The organism is Bacillus sp. TH50 (genome assembly GCF_016650565.1).
GTDB classification, from domain to species: domain Bacteria; phylum Bacillota; class Bacilli; order Bacillales; family Bacillaceae_G; genus Bacillus_A; species Bacillus_A mycoides.
In genome coordinates, this window is the sequence record NZ_JAEKFM010000003.1 from 1,449,538 (window position 1) to 1,469,492 (window position 19,955).

General features: G+C 36.6%; 16 protein-coding genes and 1 pseudogene. All 17 read right to left on the reverse strand.

Annotated elements, in window-relative coordinates:
• Positions 1-9: 9 nt before the first annotated feature.
• Entirely contained in the window at positions 10-684 is a 675-nt protein-coding gene (locus JFU23_RS07390) for a YggS family pyridoxal phosphate-dependent enzyme (protein ID WP_002033757.1), read from the reverse strand.
• 5 nt (positions 685-689) lie between these two features.
• Entirely contained in the window at positions 690-1,499 is an 810-nt protein-coding gene (gene pgeF, locus JFU23_RS07395; RefSeq protein ID WP_201031690.1) for a peptidoglycan editing factor PgeF, read from the reverse strand.
• 117 nt (positions 1,500-1,616) lie between these two features.
• Positions 1,617-1,895 carry a YlmC/YmxH family sporulation protein gene (locus JFU23_RS07400; protein ID WP_012261605.1) on the reverse strand — a complete coding sequence of 93 codons (279 nt, stop codon included), beginning with the start codon at positions 1,893-1,895 and terminating at the stop codon, positions 1,617-1,619.
• Between the two features lie 293 nt (positions 1,896-2,188).
• The gene (sigG, locus tag JFU23_RS07405) at positions 2,189-2,968 is read right to left on the reverse strand and encodes an RNA polymerase sporulation sigma factor SigG (protein WP_002014725.1); all 780 of its coding nucleotides are present in this window, start codon (positions 2,966-2,968) and stop codon (positions 2,189-2,191) included.
• A 157-nt stretch (positions 2,969-3,125) separates the two neighbouring features.
• The gene (gene sigE / locus JFU23_RS07410; RefSeq protein ID WP_002128857.1) at positions 3,126-3,845 is read right to left on the reverse strand and encodes an RNA polymerase sporulation sigma factor SigE; all 720 of its coding nucleotides are present in this window, start codon (positions 3,843-3,845) and stop codon (positions 3,126-3,128) included.
• A gap of 19 nt (positions 3,846-3,864) precedes the next feature.
• The gene (gene spoIIGA, locus JFU23_RS07415) at positions 3,865-4,782 is read right to left on the reverse strand and encodes a sigma-E processing peptidase SpoIIGA (RefSeq protein WP_033709394.1); all 918 of its coding nucleotides are present in this window, start codon (positions 4,780-4,782) and stop codon (positions 3,865-3,867) included.
• 505 nt (positions 4,783-5,287) lie between these two features.
• Positions 5,288-6,656 (reverse strand): annotated as a pseudogene (locus JFU23_RS07420) (IS1182 family transposase); the annotation flags it as partial.
• Positions 6,657-6,825: 169 nt separating this feature from the next.
• The gene (gene ftsZ / locus JFU23_RS07425) at positions 6,826-7,980 is read right to left on the reverse strand and encodes a cell division protein FtsZ (protein WP_002014730.1); all 1,155 of its coding nucleotides are present in this window, start codon (positions 7,978-7,980) and stop codon (positions 6,826-6,828) included.
• Between the two features lie 39 nt (positions 7,981-8,019).
• Entirely contained in the window at positions 8,020-9,321 is a 1,302-nt protein-coding gene (ftsA, locus tag JFU23_RS07430; RefSeq protein ID WP_002014731.1) for a cell division protein FtsA, read from the reverse strand.
• Between the two features lie 401 nt (positions 9,322-9,722).
• Complete coding sequence (gene divIB, locus JFU23_RS07435) at positions 9,723-10,493, reverse strand: cell division protein DivIB (RefSeq protein WP_002014733.1); 771 nt, start codon at positions 10,491-10,493, stop codon at positions 9,723-9,725.
• 98 nt (positions 10,494-10,591) lie between these two features.
• The gene (gene murB / locus JFU23_RS07440) at positions 10,592-11,497 is read right to left on the reverse strand and encodes a UDP-N-acetylmuramate dehydrogenase (protein ID WP_002033752.1); all 906 of its coding nucleotides are present in this window, start codon (positions 11,495-11,497) and stop codon (positions 10,592-10,594) included.
• 61 nt (positions 11,498-11,558) lie between these two features.
• Complete coding sequence (murG, locus tag JFU23_RS07445; protein WP_002088269.1) at positions 11,559-12,653, reverse strand: undecaprenyldiphospho-muramoylpentapeptide beta-N-acetylglucosaminyltransferase; 1,095 nt, start codon at positions 12,651-12,653, stop codon at positions 11,559-11,561.
• Positions 12,654-12,755: 102 nt separating this feature from the next.
• Positions 12,756-13,847, reverse strand: coding sequence for a stage V sporulation protein E (spoVE, locus tag JFU23_RS07450; protein WP_002014736.1), 1,092 nt, complete (start codon positions 13,845-13,847; stop codon positions 12,756-12,758).
• 89 nt (positions 13,848-13,936) lie between these two features.
• Positions 13,937-15,289, reverse strand: coding sequence for a UDP-N-acetylmuramoyl-L-alanine--D-glutamate ligase (gene murD / locus JFU23_RS07455; protein ID WP_002142942.1), 1,353 nt, complete (start codon positions 15,287-15,289; stop codon positions 13,937-13,939).
• A complete protein-coding gene (gene mraY, locus JFU23_RS07460; RefSeq protein ID WP_002014738.1) occupies positions 15,290-16,264 on the reverse strand; it encodes a phospho-N-acetylmuramoyl-pentapeptide-transferase in 975 nt (324 codons plus the stop codon).
• A 22-nt stretch (positions 16,265-16,286) separates the two neighbouring features.
• Positions 16,287-17,762, reverse strand: coding sequence for a UDP-N-acetylmuramoyl-L-alanyl-D-glutamate--2,6-diaminopimelate ligase (gene murE / locus JFU23_RS07465; RefSeq protein ID WP_002014740.1), 1,476 nt, complete (start codon positions 17,760-17,762; stop codon positions 16,287-16,289).
• A 210-nt stretch (positions 17,763-17,972) separates the two neighbouring features.
• Positions 17,973-19,889, reverse strand: coding sequence for a stage V sporulation protein D (locus tag JFU23_RS07470; protein ID WP_002014741.1), 1,917 nt, complete (start codon positions 19,887-19,889; stop codon positions 17,973-17,975).
• Between the last annotated feature and the right edge of the window lie 66 nt (positions 19,890-19,955).

Genomic DNA, 19,955 nt, shown 5'->3' on the forward strand with positions numbered 1-19,955 from the left:
TCCTTCCTCCTACGCTTTTCCTACTAAAACCGTTCCCAAACGAATATATGTAGCGCCTTCCTCAATTGCAATCGTGTAATCATTTGACATTCCCATTGATAATTCTTTACATGGTGCATGTAATAATTCTAGCTCCTGCACCTCTGTTTGTAGCATGCGCAATTCCTTAAAGCAGCGACGAATCTCTTCCTCTTCTCCTGTAAACGGAGCCATTGTCATTAATCCTACCACTTCAATCTTATCCAATTCTTGCAAACTTTGAATAAAAGAAATTGTTTCTTCTATCGCCAATCCTTGCTTTGATTCTTCAGATGATGTTTTCACTTGAATAAAGCATTTAACTTTCTTATCAGCACGTTTTTGAATTTCTTTTGCAAGCGAAAGACGATCTAATGAATGTAAATAATCAATCTCATTAATGATTTCTTTTACTTTTCTCGTTTGCAATGATCCAATAAAATGCCAATTCACTTTTGAACCGAAATGCTCGTATTTTTGTAAGAAACCTTCATTTCTATTTTCACCTAAATCAATAATTCCTGTTTCAATTACTTCGCTTGTTTTTTCAATCCCTACAGTTTTTGTAACTGCAACGAGCTTAATATCTTTCATCGAACGTCCAGCTCGTACACAAGATTCTTTAATTACTTCGTTTACATCTGCTAAATTCCCTTGCACTGTCACTTACTTCACTCCTCCTTAAAACCTATGAAACTCAACATTCTCCCCGTCTTACCTTGATCACGACGATGAGAGAAAAATAATTGTTCTTCACAGCTTGTACAAAGAGATGACATTACAATATGTTCTTCTTTTATGCCTGCTTGTACACATAATATACGATTAACTTCTTTTAAATTAATTGCATACTGACCATCAGAAATTACTTTATGAGGAACAGATCCGTTTACTACTTGCTGTGCTGCTGTTAATACACGATCATCAACAACATAACAACATGATCCGATTGCAGGACCAATTGCGACATGAATTTCATCACTTGAAACACCTTCTGCATTCCACTTTTGAATCATTTCTTTCGCAATCTCTGTTACAGTCCCTTTCCACCCAGCATGCGCAAGTCCTATCATATCATGTGATGGTGCATAAAAATAGAGCGGAACACAATCAGCGTAACAAGATGTTAAGAGAACATCTTTGTTAGTCGTATAAATGCCATCCGTTTTTGGAATACCGTCTTCATATGAATAAACGCCTTTCCCTTTTTCTTGCAGTCCTACTTTCTCAACATAATGGTCATGAACTTGTTCAGAGCAAATCCATTTTTCTAATGGTTTTTGTAACTTATTAGCTAAAATGCGTCTGTTTTCATGAACATTCTCCACGATATCATTCACATGTAATCCTAAATTCATCGCATGAAAGGAGCCTGTACTTACTCCACCATCTTTTGTCGTAAATCCAACAGTAATGTTTCCAAGTTCTTTCCACGCTTGTAAATACAGTATACCGTCCGCATATTTAAATGGTTCTCTCATAAAGCGACTCCTTTTAATTAAAATAACAGAAAAAAGTATGGTACTTCCTGTCTATTTTACCATACTTTTATTTTTTCATAATGACAACAGAAAAAAAAGAGGAATTTGTAATATTCTTTATGAAATTGTCGGTGTTTGTATTGATTCTGTTACAGAATTAACATGATCTACTTTTACAAGTATGACATCTTCTCCAATTTTCATAATTTGCTCCCAAGGAATCACAAATTCTACTTCCTTCCCAAAGAGTCCAAGCATTCGTGCCTGCTTAGAAATAATAACCGCCCTAATCTTTCCTGTGTCTATATCAATATCAATATCTCCAATATTCCCAAGCCTCTTTCCATCTGAAACATTTACAACATCCTTCATTTGAAACTCCGAAATCCGTATCATATTCATCCTCTCCCTTATATCATGAATCGTAAGTACGCTCTCAAATAAAGTGAAACCTTAATCAGTGGGATTATCCCCATCCCTACTGATTATTAACCCATGCCAATCGGACTTTTACGGGCAGTCCCGCTTCCATCTAACTTTTTACTTCAGCCTAATTTCGAAGCGGATAAACAGTATATAACCGCTACTAATAGAACATCCATTTTATTTTCATTATATGAACCTACCCAATCTACTATGAGCGCAAAATATTATATATAAAAAAGACCTCACCATAACTGGTGAGGACCTTATCCTTGAATCGTCTTATTCATTTGCTTAATAGCAGACTTCTCCAAACGTGATACTTGCGCTTGAGAAATCCCAATTTCTTCGGCAACTTCCATCTGTGTCTTTCCTTGAAAGAAACGTTTTCGAATAATCATTTTTTCACGATCATTTAAACGCTTCATTCCTTCTTTCAACGCCAGTTCTTCAACCCACTGCTCGTCCTTTTGTTTTTCATCCTTTAATTGATCCATAACAAAGATAGGATCTCCTCCATCGTTATAAATCGGTTCAAATAATGAAACCGGATCTTGAATCGCATCTAGTGCAAAAACAATCTCTTCATGTGTCACTTCAAGAACTTTCGCAATATCCATTGCTGTTGGTTCTTTTGAATTTTCAGCAATCAATTTTTCTCTTACTTGCAACGCTTTATACGCAATATCTCGTAATGAGCGAGATACACGAATTGGATTGTTATCACGCAAATATCTGCGTATTTCTCCAATAATCATCGGCACAGCATACGTTGAAAACTTTACATTTTGGCCTAAATCAAAGTTATCAATGGATTTCATAAGTCCAATGCAACCAACTTGAAATAAATCATCAACATATTCTCCTCTGTTATTAAATCTTTGGATGACGCTCAGCACAAGACGTAAGTTTCCATTCACTAATTTCTCTCTGGCGCTTATCTCTCCACTTTGCATTTCACGAAATAATTTACGCATCTCTTCATTTTTTAGTACTGGAAGTTTAGCTGTATCAACACCGCAAATTTCTACTTTGTTTCTCGTCAAAGTGTTCCCTCCTATCGGGAGTTGCTGTACAGTGTAAAGTATTTCCTTTGAAGGGGATTTTATGCATACGGTTTTTCCATCATTTTTCACAAATATCATATTTCCTAATGCACAAAAAAAGAATAAGACCAGTCTAGATACCGACTGGTCTTATTCTTCACACCATTTTATTAAATTCTTTTCGTAATCTTTTTATAATTCTTTTTTCCAAACGAGAAATATAAGACTGTGAAATTCCAAGCATATCAGCCACATCTTTTTGTGTCTTCTCTTCGCCACCAGCGAGTCCAAACCGAAGCTCCATAATTTGTTTTTCACGGTCATTTAATTGATGCAATGCTTTCATTAAAAGATGACGATCTACAGTAGCTTCTAAATCTTTTGTAATAATGTCATCATCTGTACCTAAAACATCTGATAGTAACAGTTCATTTCCGTCCCAATCAATGTTAAGCGGTTCATCAAAAGAAACTTCCGAACGATTTTTATTATTTCGACGCAAATGCATTAAAATTTCATTTTCTATACAACGAGATGCATATGTTGCTAATTTAATTTTCTTTTCTGGATTAAATGTATTCACTGCCTTAATAAGACCAATTGTTCCTATACTAATCAAATCCTCAATATTAATCCCTGTATTTTCAAATTTTCTTGCTATATATACAACAAGCCTTAGGTTACGTTCAATAAGCATCGACCTCGCAGCTTGATCTCCATTTGGTAATTTATTCAAAAGAACTGCCTCTTCTTCTTTCGTTAACGGCGGTGGCAACGCTTCACTTCCACCAATATAATAAATTTCATCGGTCTTAATTCCTAATTTCAGCAATACTTTATACCAAAGGTATACCAAATAAAATTTAAATTTCACCATATTATCCCGCCTCTCATAATTAAGCAATTACCATCTTTTGCGAAATCAACATTTTCGGATGTACAATGCATTGATACTCACCATTAGTAGATAATTGTTGTGTATTTAATCCAATCAGTACTTTGTTTACAACAACCGAACTACCTTCATGATAAACTCGCACACAATCTGGCTTAATTGCCCATAAAAATTGATTCTCTACTCCTACTGCTCGGAAAGGAATTAAACGTAGTTTCGTCGCCCATCCAGAATCATTTTCTGGTATTTGAGGAATTTCTGTTTTGGAATAAATTTGTTCTGTTAACCAAGCTGGCAAAAAATGTTCTAATGATGAAATATGCATAATCATAACGGGTGTTTTCGTTAACGGGTCATAAAGTTGGTTCCCACTATCAATTAGACCTGCTAATTCTAGTTCCTCTCCAGCTAATTGAATTTCCACTTTCACGATTTGATCATAGTGTATCTTTGTGACCTCTACGCTTTCTATACGCTTTTTAGAAAAATAATAAATTACTGGAAAACCAAAAATAACAAATACCCAACTAATTGGATCACCGTAAGAAACTGATTTAGATTGAACTAATCCATTTACCATTTCGTTCGTTTGCAAAAAGTAATGCGTTCCAATTAATCCTCCACCAACCATAAAGGTTACAAAATAGAAAGTAAAAACAGTTTGTGTATAATTTCTAAATGTCGAAAACCCAAATGCTGTATACACAATAAGTAACGAGTACAATAGTTTCATAATTGGATGTGTCATCATAGAAGCAAAAGGCGTAAAGGCGAAAATAACAATAGTTGAACCTATAAATGCCCCTAACACAAGCCTCCATCTTTTGATTCTCTTTTTTAACACGGTGGCTGTTAATAAAAGTAAAAGAAAATCAATGCAGGCGTTTAACAACCAAACGATGTCGGCGTAAACAACCAAACAATTCACCTCTTTTTTTAAGTTGAGACTAGTATAATGCATATCCAATAGGAAAGTGTGTCAATTGGTGGAGGGATTTTTTTGTTATTTTGTGTTTTCTAGACATAATCTGTCGGTAAAAAATAAAAGTGTATTTTTCATAGAATAATATAAATTTTTTACTTGTATACATAATAATTGAATTATATATATACAAAGTTTATCTTGCTATTTGCGGGCAGTAAGACCCTGCCTCAAAATTCAGCTATAAAAAAGTACAGAAGTTAAGTGGGCGTCGGGCTAACAATCATTTTTGGATGAACACCCCCGACTAATTAAAGTTTCAATTTATTTATCACAGCTTATGGTTTAAAAATAGGACTGGGCTCTCCATATGCAAAATAAAAAAAAGATCTGCTTAGCAGATCTTTTCCCAGAGTGTTGGGAAACCCTTTAGGGTTCCCAACACTCTGGAATCTTTTTTGATTTTAGCGAAAGAAAACAACAAAAAATAGTAGAATTTAGAAAAATAGCCCTCCACCAACCCCTTTTTGGTTAGATGGAGGGCTATTTTTTTCATGTTTTGACAAGCGGCGGTGAGGTAAGCCTGCATTTGGACAGATTTCAGCCCTCGAAACCGAGCATATCGATAGCCATGTAGTTCTTTTGCATCCGCAAAGCTTCGCTCTATAGTTGAACATCGTACTTTATACAACTTTTTCCCTGTAGCTGTTAGTTTGTTTTTTCTAGCGATATCTTTATATTTCTCCCATATATGATGGGTGATAACTTTTTGTTTTTGTTTCTTTGAAAAGCATACCTCACGTAGCGGACAAACAGCGCAGTCTTCTGGATTCGATTTATATTGACGATATCCTTCGCGATCCGTTGTCGCATATTCTAAAATACATCCCATCGGACAAGCAAATGCATTCATTTCTTCTACATATTTAAATTGGCTTTTCGGTACTTCTTTATTTCTCTTTCCAAATCGGCGATACCCCATCACCATAAATATATTTCTTTCTGATAACTTCTTACAGATATATCCTGTAAAATAGCCTGCATCAAGAGCTACAGCTTCCACTTCAAACCCGAATTTATCAACTTGAGCTTGTAGACGTGCTAAATACGGCTCGGAATCTGCCATATTTCCAGCCGTTATATAGGTATCTGTAATAATATTGTACTTCGCATCAGTCGTACGATGATCTAAAAAATGAAAACCGTTCGGTTTTCCATCTCTCATTAAAAATCCACTATCTGGATCCGTTGTACTTATCCGAGTTTTTTAGTAGGGGTATCACTTTCCTTTCTAGGTTTTAATTCTTTTTTCCGTGCGCCTCACGATCTTCGATTACCGCAGCTTCTAGTTCATCTATATAGAACTTTGCCTTTTCTTTTTTATATTTATGTACAAATTTATTTTTATTGGCATTGGCCTTAATGTGTGTGGAATCTGTCATCAACGCACGTCCTCCTACCATACGGCGCTCCGTCGCTTGTCTCACAATCTCATCAAAAATTTCTTCGAAAATATTTGTATGAACGAAACGAGTACGGCGATTCCAACTGATTGTAGAATGATCTGGAATTGTATCTGATAGAGAGAACCCTAAAAACCAACGGTAGGCAATGTTCGTTTTAATCTCCTTTTCCAATTGACGCTCAGAACGAATACCATAAAAATATCCAATAAACATCATCTTAAATAAAACGATAGGATGGATTGACGGACGGCCATTGTTTTCACAATAATAAGGGCGTAACTTCTCCTCAATAAAATCAAAACTAATTGTCGCTTCAATCGCACGAAGGAAATGATCTTGTGGAACCAATTCTTCTACAGAAACAGATACACGCTCGTCGCGATGATTTTTTAAAGCACCCATCATAAGAAATCTCTCCTTTTCCTCTTTTTTATCAGTGTTGACACATAAAAAGAGGTTCAGACACAAAAATAGGCTGTGGAGAAGGCTTTCTCCACAGCCTGAAAAAAGATCTGCTTAGCAGATCTTTTCCATTTAGACAACAAAAAAAAGGAGCATGAAAGCTCCTTTTCTTTTATCGTCTACGACGGTTACGTAAGAATGCTGGAATATCGATGTCATCTGAATCTGTATGACGATCATGCACAACCGGCTCTTCACGTTTCATTTCACGCTTAACTTCACGTTGTTTTGAAGGTTGAGCTACTGGTTGTTGTTGCTGTTGTGTGTGATTCGCAGTCGGACGGATAATTGGTTTTGGTGGTTGTGTCGAAGCACTATCATCAAAACCAGTTGCAATTACAGTGACAACGATATCATCTTTTAATCCTTCATTAATAACAGAACCGAAGATCATATTTACTTCTGGATCCGAAGCTGAAGCTACAATGTCTGCTGCTTCTTGTACTTCATATAAACTTAAGTTTGCGCCACCCGTAATGTTCATAATAACACCTTGAGCTCCATCAATAGATGTTTCTAGTAATGGACTAGAAATCGCTTTTTTCGCAGCTTCCGCAGCACGATTTTCACCATTACCAGAACCGATACCCATTAAAGCAGAACCTCTATTAGACATAATTGTTTTTACGTCTGCAAAGTCTAAGTTAATTAGACCTGGTGTAGCAATTAAATCAGAAATACCTTGAACACCTTGACGTAATACGTTATCTGCTTCACGGAACGCTTCTAACATTGGCGTATTTTTATCAACAATCTCTAATAAGCGATCATTTGGAATTACGATAAGTGTATCTACATTTTCTTTAAATGACGCAATACCAGATGCAGCTTGAGTTGCACGTTTACGCCCTTCAAATGTAAATGGACGTGTTACAACACCAACTGTTAACGCGCCTAGTTCTTTTGCAACTTGAGCAACAACTGGAGCTGCACCAGTTCCAGTTCCGCCGCCCATACCAGCAGTTACGAAGACCATATCCGCGCCACGAAGCGCTTCTTGAATCTGTTCTTTACTTTCTTCTGCAGCTTTTTTCCCTACTTCAGGGTTTGCGCCTGCACCAAGTCCACGCGTTAATTTTCCACCAATTTGCATTTTCGTTTCAGCTTTTGATAGATTTAATGCTTGTGCATCAGTATTCACAGCGATAAAGTCTACACCTTGTACACCGTGTTCAATCATACGGTTTACAGCGTTGTTTCCGCCACCGCCGACACCGATAACTTTTATATTCGCTAATTGATCTTGAGTAGTATCAAACTCTAACATGTCGAAATCCCCCTAGAACCTCATTTTTCGTGTCCAATTTTAATCCCATAAATAACGGAATGCACGTTTTACTTTTGACATCATGCGGTCATCATTTTGATTAGTATTGTTTTGATTACGAGTTTTTTGTTTCGCAGGTTGCTGTTGTACCGGCATTGGTGCTGGTACTGGTTCAAAATGTTCTTGCTTTTCCTGCACATTTTTCCCACGTAATTTAGCTTTTTGATAAGAATGTTTAATTAATCCAACTCCACTTGTATATTGAGGCTCACGAACACCAATATAATCAGGAGTTGCTATACGAACATTTTCATGTAAAATATCGTATGCAAGATCAAGAACACCCGGCATAGAAGCTATCCCACCAGTTAGTACATATCCAGAAGCAGCTTGCTTTACTCCTAACTTATGCACTTCATCTTGAACAAACATTAAAATTTCCTCTACACGAGCCTCTATTATATCCGATAATTCCAACTGAGAATATTGTTCTGTTTGATCGCTTCCCATAATAGGAACCGTAAACATCTCTTCTTCAGATGCTGTATCATAAAAAGCATGTCCATATTTCAGCTTAATTTGATCTGCATTTTCTGTTGAAGTTTTCAGCCCAATCGCTATATCCTTCGTTATATGATCTCCACCTAATGGCAATACGCTCGTTGCTTGCAACTCTCCATCTTTAAAAATAGATAAGGTTGTAGATCCTCCGCCCATATCAACAAGGGCTACCCCTCTATTTCTTTCATCCGAAGATAACGCAACTGTCGCTGCCGCTAAAGGTTGCAGACAAATATCAACAATTTCAAGACCTGCTTTTTCTACACAACGAAGTAGGTTATGTAGTAAAGTTCTCGAGCCTGTAATAAGTGTACCTTCCATTTCTAATCTTACACCGATCATCCCGCGTGGATCGTTAATCTCGTCAAGACCGTCTACAATGAACTGTCGAGGTACCACATCAATAAATTCACGTTCAGGAGCAATTGACACAACTTGCGCTGCATCTAGAACGCGTAAGACATCTTCATTCCCGATTTCACGATCTTCATTTGAAACAGCGACTACTCCGTGACACGGGAGCAACTGTACCTGGTTTGCATTGACACCTACTACAACTTGCTCAATGTGGATACCCACCATGCGCTCAGCTTGTTCAATTGCTTTTTTAATTGATCGAACAGTTTCATCTATATCAACTATCGATCCCTTTTTCAAACCATTTGATTTTACGTTTCCAACACCAATAATGTTTAAGCTATCATTAACCATTTCACCAATGATGACTTTAACATTGGATGTACCGATGTCAAGACTAACATATATTTCATTGCTGTTCATTCTTTGGCACCTCCTTCTTTATTTATACCATACAACTCAATATATGGAACAACAATCGCAACTTTACTATTTATAAGAAAAATATTCAACGTCTTTGTACGTTTCCCTTTTTTAACCCTATATTTTTCTTATTTTTATTTAACATTCATTTAAGAATATCGCAGTAACCTGTGAATAACTGCTCTATCTTGAAATAATTATATTTCAAGTGTAAAGATTACCGCCAAGTATAAGTCTACACTAAGATGTACTTGTAGAAAAGTGAAACTTGTACCAATCCTAGTATGAATCTAAGAAAATTTACATTTTTTTCATCAAATTAAGCATTCTTGCAAATTAGCATCCATATAAAAGAACGTTTGTTTCATTTCATACGTAATAACGCAGTAAAAACTATCATTCTATTCTTTCTTTTCTTCAGCACCTAGTTCCTTCGTATATGCACCCACTTCTAAGTCAATTAAAACCTTCTTACCAGGTTCAATTGTTTTTAAAATAAGTGGATAAGCTTCCATTCGCTTTGCGAAATTTTGAATAGTGGTGCTCACTTCATATCCTTCATTCATATATAAAGTAAGATGATCTTCATTTGCGTTCGTTGGTGTATAACGGATTTCAGAAATAGACCTTAAAATAGTTGGCGTTAATTTTTCTAGTTCTGCAATTAATTCCTTCATTTTTTCCTCTTTAAATGGTTCAAAAATTGGTGCTGCAACTGGAAGCTTTCCGTTCGGAAGTACATCGAGTGTTTTCCCATTTTCTAATAACGGTTGTAATTTCCCATCTTTGTTTATATAGCCAATTGTTAAATATTCTTCGATATGAACATCAATTTTGTTTGGGAAACGTTTTTTTACATTTACCTCTTTAATTTCTTTTCGTTTCGTTAAGTTTTCTTCTGCTTTATGTGCTGTTACTCGGAAATAACTCGTATCATATGTCACACCTGATTCCTTCATAACTTGTTCATCTGTCATATAATGATTTCCAAAGACACTTATCTTTTTTATATTACTAAGCGGAGACCGAAAATAAATTAAAAAGAGTACTAATAAAAATAAAATCGATATGTATAAAATTAACCGATGATTAACAGGTTTCTTATTTTTTTTATTTTGATTCTTTAATTTTGGTACACGATCTTGTAGTTTAATCACTTTACTATTTTTCATGTACGATCCCCCTATGTAACATAAAGAACGGCATGTTCCTCATGCCGTTCTTATCTTCTTATTATAACATAAATGATAATGAGCGGAACGAACAACCGTTATCTTCCAATTATTTCTACTTCTGTATGCATATCAACACCAAATTTATCTTTAATTGTACGCTTTACCAATGCGATTAAGTCTAATACATCTTGCGCTGAGGCCACACCAGTATTAACAATAAAATTCCCATGCATTTCAGAAATTTGAGCTCCACCTATTGTATAACCACGAAGCCCTGATTTTTCTATTAAATCTCCTGCAAAATAGGGGACTGGATTTCGAAATATACTTCCTGCACAAGGGTGATTCCAAGGCTGCGTTTCACGGCGATACTCTTTATTCTTTTGCATGCTTCTTACAATTCCCTCGCGTTCGCCTACCTCCAATTGGAATTCAGCTTCCAAAACAATACCAGGGCGTTTCATTTGCAATACAGATGTGCGATAAGAAAAGCCCATTTCGGTATTCGTCAACCAATTAATTGTTCCATTGTCAAACAAAATACGAGCTTTCGTTAATACACTCGATATGTCGGACTTATGAGCGCCTGCATTCATATACACTGCACCGCCAACACTTCCTGGAATACCACTTGCAAATTCCAGGCCCGCTAATCCCTGTCGACTAAGTAAAGTTGACAATTTAATAAGGGGATATCCAGCACCGACTCTTACTCTATGTTTTTCGACTTCTAAATGGTCTAATCCTTCTCCTAAACGAATAACCACACCTTCTATACCTTGATCAGATACGAGAAGATTTGAACCACGACCAATTGCAGTCCACCTTGTCTTGTACTTCTTTACTAACTCTAGAGTCTTCTCAATACCAGCAACATGCTTTGGTACAATTAAAATATCAGCTGGTCCGCCTATTTTCATAGTCGTGTAACGCGCTAACGGTTCATTAACTAACACGCGACCAACATTTGCTTCTAAAAGCTCTTTTACTAATTGTTCCATAGACAATCTCCCCCATATCAAGTCTCCTTATTACAGTAATATGCGGGGCGTTCACCTAATGTTATTTTTTAATAAGCTTGTTCATTACTTCATATAGCTTATTTGCTGCATCTGGAATACCAAGTTGCTTAGTAGCCAGTTTCATATTTTGTAATGTTTGTGTATCCAATAAAATCTCATCAATGTCACGAATAAGCGTTTCAGATGTTAAATCTTTTTCAAGTAGCATTTTAGCTGCTCCTTTATCAACAACTGATCGTGCATTTTTTTCTTGATGGTTATTTGTTACGTACGGACTTGGAATTAATACACTCGGCTTTCCTAACGCTGTTAATTCTGCAAGCGTTGTAGCCCCTGCCCTTGAAACAACAAGATCTACACCCGTCAGTACCTCTGGCATATTATGAATAAAAGGTTTAATAATAACATTATTCGGATTCCCTTTTTGTTTCACGGCTTCCATAACTTTATCATAATGTACTTCGCCTGTTACATATAATACTTCGTAACTTTTATTCCCAAATTGTTCAATCGCTTCTACAAAAGCATCGTTAATCGGTCTAGCCCCGCGGCTCCCACCAAAAATAAGCACGGATTTTTTAGAAAGGGATAGTCCTACCGAACGTTTTCCTTTCATTCCATTTTGGTCCATTACTTCTGATGCACGTGGATTACCTGTCATAACCACTTTTGACTGTGGAAAATGTTCTGCCGCTGCTTCAAAACAAACTGCAACTTTATCGACATAACGACTTAAAAATTTATTCGTTACACCAGGTACACTATTTTGTTCATGGACAATAGTCGGAATACCTAATTTAGCCGCAGCATATACAACTGGCCCACATACGTATCCACCCGTACCAATCACAATATCAGGGTTAAAACGACGAATATATCGTTTACTATCTTGAACACCTTTTAGGAAACGCATCACGGTTTTTACATTATCAAGAGATATTTTTCGTTTAAATCCACTTATAACAATAGATTGGAACGGAATACCCGCTTTCGGTACGATGGTACTCTCTAATCCATTCTCTGTACCAATGTATAAAAATCTTGCTTCCGGATTTAGTTTTTTTATTTCTCTAATTAAAGCAAGAGCTGGATAAATATGTCCTCCAGTACCCCCACCACTTACTAATACTCGCACTACTGATTCCTCCACTTCCCTGTTCTTATTCAATCGTATTTATTTCTATATACATATTGTATTTTCACACACACACGAAAAACCCTGTCTTTTAAACAGGGTTTAATAGCGAGAATGGCGACTTATATTCAATAATACACCTACTGCCATTAACATTAAGGTCAAACTTGATCCACCATAACTTAAAAATGGCAAAGTAATACCGGTAACAGGCATCAGTCCTGTTACAACACCAACATTAATCATTACTTGAATCGCAATCATCGCCACAATACCTACTGCTAAAAACGTACCATATAAATCTGGCGCTCCTAATGCTATACGAATCCCACGCCATAATAATAGACTAAATAATAATAACACAAATGAACCACCAATAAAACCTAATTCCTCAGATAAGATTGCAAATATAAAGTCTGTTTGTGGTTCAGGTAAATAAAGAAATTTTTGTCTACTTTGTCCAAGTCCAAGCCCAAATAAACCACCAGGTCCAATTGCGAGTAACGATTGGATAATTTGAAATCCACTTCCGAGCGGATCCGACCACGGATCTAAATATGATGTGATGCGTTTCATTCGATATGGCGCTGATGCAATTAACCCTACAAATCCCGCTGCACCAAGCAAACCAAACATTGCAAAGTGAAAGACCCTTGCTCCCGAAATAAATATCATAATAATACATGTCCCAATCATTACCGTTCCCGTACCAAGATCTGGCTGTAACATAATTATCCCAAAAGCAAGAAATACAAAACTAAGAGCCGGTAGTAAACCTCGTTTAAAAGATGTAATTAATTTTTGTCGTTCCGCTAAAAATTTTGCTAAGAAAATAATCATCGCGAATTTCATAAACTCTGACGGTTGGATAGAAAATGCCCCGATTCCAATCCAACTTCGCGCCCCTCCACGAACGAGACCTACTCCAGGAATAAGAACGAGAATAAGAAGAACGAAACAAACTAGTAAAATTACTTTTGAATACGTACGCCATACCCAATAATCAATTTTCATCAGAAAAAACATAGCTACTACCCCAAGACTCGCAAATAACAATTGTCTTTTTGCAAAAAAGAATGAATCCCCCATTTTATAAGAGGCCCAAACCGCACTCGCACTATAAACCATAATCATTCCGATTGTTAACAACGCAAGTGTAACGATGATGAGAATAAAATCAGGCGTTTTCTTCATTACCCATGAACACCACCTCTTTGGGCAGAACCTTTGCCCTATGTAACAAAACATCAGTAGGTGTTAGCCTACTGATGTTTTGATTTACTTTATATAAGTTTATGCACAGCTTGTATAAAAATGTCTCCTCTTTCTTCAAATGTTTTAAATTGATCCCAGCTTGCACATGCTGGTGAAAGAAGAATTACATCACCATCGGTAGAATGAGCATAAGCTTTCACTACTGCATCATCTAAAGTATCGACACTTTCAATTACATCTAATCCTGCTTTTTCTGCCGCTCTTACTAATTTTGGTGCAGTTTGTCCAAATGTCACAATCGCTTTGACATGTTTAAAATATGGAATTAAATCATCAAATTCATTACCACGATCAAGTCCACCAGCCAATAATACAATCGGTTGTGTAAATGCAGATAATGCTTTTTCTGTCGCTAGCATATTCGTCGCTTTTGAATCATTATAAAATTTACGATTATTAATCGTTGTTACATATTCTAAGCGATGTTTTACACCTGTAAAACTTTTTAACACAGCAGTAATTGCTTCATTAGAAACACCTAGTAATTTAGCAATACTCATTGCTGCTAAAATATTTTCTAAATTGTGCTTACCAGGTAAAACAATATCACTTACTTTAACTACTTTTTCGCCTTTAAAATAAAGAGCGTTATCTTTTATATACGCACCATCTTCAATTTCTTTCGTCGTCGAAAATAATACTTTCTGTCCTTTACTATATGCCGATAACGCCATGACATCTGCATCATCTGCGTTAATTATACTATAATCTGCTTCAGTTTGGTTTTTGAAAATATTCGCTTTCGCCAAACCATACTCTTTCTTCGTCCCGTGATAATCTAAATGCGCTTCAAATAAATTTAAAAAGGCTGCAATTTTTGGTTGGAACGATTCCACTCCCATCAATTGAAACGATGAAAGTTCCGTAACGACAACTTCATTTTCCTTCGCCAATTGTGCAACTTCACAAGCTACAGTACCTATATTCCCCGCAATAACTGGGTGCTTTTGTCCTTCTTTTAACATTTCAAACGTTAACATTGTCGTTGTTGTTTTACCGTTAGATCCCGTAATCCCAACAAACGGTGCTGCTGAAATGGAATATGCTAATTCAACCTCAGTTACAATTGGAATTTGTTTTTCTTTCGCCGCCACTAAGAGTGGATTAGAATATGGAATTCCTGGATTTTTTACGACAAGTGAAATGTTTCTCTCCAGCAATTCTAATGGATGTCCACCACATACAACATCCATTCCTTCCGCTTGTAACTCAGCTGCAAGCACATTACCCGCTAATGGTTTCCCATCATTTACAATGACGTTTGCCCCTAACTTTTTTAATAAAGTAGCTGCTGCATAACCACTTTTAGCAATACCTAATACAAGAACATTTTTATTTTGATATTCAGTTACAGTTTTCAATTACATCCACACCCCGATATAAATTCCTAGCACAGCTAATAAAAATCCTACAGACCAAAACGTTACAACAACGCGCCACTCTGACCAACCACATAATTCATAATGATGATGTAATGGACTCATTTTAAAGACACGCTTTCCTGTTGTTTTGAACGAAATAACTTGGATAATAACAGATAAAGTTTCCGCTACGAATACACCGCCAATAATAACGAGTAACAATTCTTGTTTTAACAAAATCGCTACAGCTGCGATAGCACCACCTAAAGCTAGAGAACCAGTATCCCCCATAAATACTTTCGCTGGATTCGCATTGAATACTAAAAAGCCAAGTACAGCTCCTACGACTGCCATACAGAAAATCGCTACCCCAAATTGTTCTTGAGCTACAGCAATAATACTAAATGCTCCGAATGCAATAGCAGCTGTTCCTGATAATAAACCATCTAAACCATCTGTTAAATTAACCGCATTTGATCCACCAATAAGCATAAATAATACGAGAACAAAATACGCCCAGCCTAATTCAAATTTAACATCAGTTCCTGGAATCATGATATACGTGTGAAATGCTTGCCCTTTTCCAATTAAAAAGAACGCAATAGCAATTACAAGCTGACCAATCAATTTTTGTTTTGATGTTAAACCAAGATTTCTTTTCTTTACTACTTTTATGTAGTCATCTAAAAATCCGATTAATCCGTACCCAAATGTAACTAATAATAACAATGATACTTCTGCACCTAAATTGTTAAATTTAATCGCCATAATAAGCGTAGTCACCATCATAGATACATATATGACAATACCACCCATCGTTGGTGTCCCTGATTTCTTTTGGTGTGACTTCGGTCCTTCGTCACGAATACTCTGTCCGAACTTTAACTTTCTTAAAAATGGAATAAATAATGGCGAAAGGGCAACAGAAATTAAAAATGCTACCCCAGCCGTTACTAATAAACCTTGTTCAAGCACATGTAGTCCTCCTCTCATGCTGTTACACTTCGTTGTTTAAACGCTCCGTGATTGCTTCTTTAGCAACTTCACGATCGTCAAAATGATGAACTTCTTTACCAATAATTTGATACGTTTCATGCCCTTTACCAGCAATAATAATAATATCTTCTGCTTTTACTTTCGAGATAGCGGAACGTATCGCTTCTTTTCGATCGACAATTACTTCATAATTATTCCCATTCACATCATTTACCATATCATCTAAAATAGCCTTCGGATCTTCACTTCTTGGATTATCTGATGTATAAATTGCATGAGTTGCATATTCGGTTGCGACACTTGCCATTATTGGTCTTTTCGTTCTATCTCTATCACCACCGCAACCAACGATACAATATACATCGCCTTTTGCAAACTGTTTTGCTGTTTTTAGTACGTTCTCTAAGCTATCAGGTGTATGCGCATAGTCAACAATAACTGTGTAATTTTGTCCACCATCTACAACTTCAAAACGTCCAGGAACGCCAGCAAGCTCTTTAATTACATCAATAATTGTTTGTAAGCTCACTCCTGAAACAAGACCTGCTGCTGTAGCAGCTAACACGTTGTATACATTAAACTTACCAATTAATTTCATCGTAACATTTACAGTTTCATACGGTGTTACAAGTGTAAATGTTGTACCGCCACTCGTCATTACGATATCTCGTGCCATAATGTCGCTTGCAACATCTATACCGTATGTTACAACAGTAGCTGCTGTACTTCTCATATACTCTTCTGCTACTGGATCATCACTGTTTAATATAGCGTATTTTTCACGATTATGATGATAACTATTGCCAAGCTGTGCGAAAAGCAACCCTTTCGCATGTTTATATTCTTCCATCGTTTTATGATAGTCTAAATGATCTTGTGTTAAATTCGTAAATACTGCAACATCATAATCGCACCCGTGTACACGGCCAAGATCTAAAGCATGAGACGAAACTTCCATTACTGTGCTATCCACACCTTGTTCAACCATTTTTGAAAATGTCTGTTGAAGTGTTAGTGCATCTGGTGTTGTATTTTTCACCTCAAATGTTTCATCACCGATTTTCATATTAATCGTTCCAATTAGCCCTGTTTTATGACCATGTGCGCGCATAATTTCATCCATAATATGCGATGTTGTTGTCTTTCCATTTGTACCTGTAATACCGATTAAATGTAACTTGTGTGTTGGTTGGCCATAAAAATAATCAGCTAAAACCGCTAGCGAACGAAAAGTATTTTTCACAAGTACAACTGGAACGTCAACATCAATTGGTCTTTCCGCAACAATAGCAGCCGCTCCTTGTGCGGCTGCTTGCTTAGCAAAGTCATGGCTATCAACCGTATATCCTTTCATACATATAAATAAGCTTCCCTCTTTCACTTTACGTGAATCCGCTTCAATAGATGTTATTTCTGGATTTTCTGTTGGAACAACTGGAAAATCATGCAAACATGATACAAGTGTATGCAACTTCATTTCACTAAACCCTCTCTACATTGTTTATTTATCTCTTATTTTAGCAAGTAACACGTTACCTCCTAGTTATATAAAAATAGGAGGTAAGTGCTACTATAGTCTAATCAATAGATTTATTTATTAATGAGACACTTATCGTCTCAAGTAAAGCAATTTTTCTATAAAGAACTCACTTCCACCAATTGTACCATAAAACACAATCAGTTACCTTTAATTCCCGAAGTAAATTCTAACTTTTGAACCCTCTTTTACTTTAGCTCCTGCTTCTGGTGATTGTTTAATTACTTTCCCACCATCACCACTTATATCAAGCTTCAAGTCTACAAGTTGCGTTTGTAAATCTTTCTTTTTCATACCAATTAAATTAGGAACTTCCACAGTTGGTGTATCGCCCCATTTATATTCTTTCTCAACTTGCTCTTTTCTCGGTTCCACTCCCATTACAGGAAGTGCGTCACGAAGAATATTCCCAACAATAGGTGCTGCTACAACTCCACCAAATTGAGTGACTCCTTTTGGATTATCCACTGCTACATAAACAACAATTTGCGGATCGTCAGCTGGAGCAAAACCGATAAATGATACAATGTAGTTATTATCTAAATATTTTCCATCTTTCACCTTTTGAGCAGTTCCAGTTTTTCCACCTACACGATATCCATCAATATAAGCCCCTTTACCCGAACCTTTCGCTACAACATTCTCTAATGCGTAACGAACTTTCTCTGAAGTTTCCTTGGAAATAACTTCCCTTTTCGCAACAGGTGTCTTTTTGCTGACAACTTGATTATTCTTCGGATCAATAAATTCCTTCGCTATATATGGCTGATACAAAGTTCCACCATTTACAGCGGCCGCTACAGCTGCTACTTGTTGAATCGGTGTAACAGAAACACCTTGCCCAAATGAAGTCGTCGCTTGCTCGACTGGACCAACTTTATCTAAATTAAATAAAATCCCGCTACCTTCACCTTGTAAATCAATTCCGGTCTTCTGTCCAAACCCGAAATTGCGAATGTATTTAAACAATCGATCTTTACCAAGACGATCACCGAGTTCAATAAATCCTGGGTTACAAGAGTTTTGAACTACCTCTAAAAACGTTTGGCTACCATGGCCGCCAGCTTTCCAACACCGCAATCTAGCTCCACCAACTTCAGCTGCCCCATCATCATAAAATGTATCTTTCTCTAAGTCTACTAAATTTTCATTCAAGGCTGCAGCTAATGTAATAATCTTAAATGTTGACCCCGGCTCATACGTACTCCATACAGGTAAGTTTCTGTTATATACTTCCGGAGAAACACTTTGGAAATCTGCTGGATCAAAACTTGGTCGACTTGACATACCTAAAATTTCACCATTTTTCGGATTCATTGCAATTGCTATCATACCGTCAGGATTATACGTTGATTCCGCAATATTCATTTCTCTTTCCATAATCCTCGTAATGCGTGAATCAATTGTTAATCCTAAATTCAAGCCGGCTTCTGGTTTTTTGAAATCATCTCCAACGTTAGGCATTCTCTGTCCTTTCGCGTCTGCAAAAAATCGCACATGACCTTTATCACCATTTAGCTCTTTATCATAATATTTCTCTAGTCCCATAAGCCCTTGATTATCACTGCCCGCAAATCCTAATACGTGTGACAAAAAATTACCGAATGGATAGTACCGGATAGAATCCTCTGCGATGTACACACCCTTTAAACTTAATCCGCGTACTTCTTTCGCTTTGTCATGCGATATTTTCCTTCCGCCTTTATCAAGCCTTACAATCGATTCTTTTTTTGTAATCCGCTTATAAACATCATCTTTTTCCACACCTAATACTGCAGCTAACTTCTCTGCAGTCTCTGCTGGTTTTTCAATTTGCCTCGGCACAACAAAGACGGTCGGTGCACTTTTATTCGTAGCAAGCTCCACACCATTTCGATCTAAAATTTTCCCTCGCTCTGGTTCAAAAGTAATATTACGACTCCATGAATCCTTCGCACGATCCGTTAACATATTTCCAAGAAAAAATTGCACATATCCAAGACGAATATCGATAATGGTGAAAATGAGTATACCCGATATAAGTATAAAAATAAGTCGTTTTCTAACTGTTACATTTGATACACGCATATTGGAACAAGCCTCCCTTACGCCTAGCTTGTTCCAATATATGCTTGTACTTATTTAATTAGAACT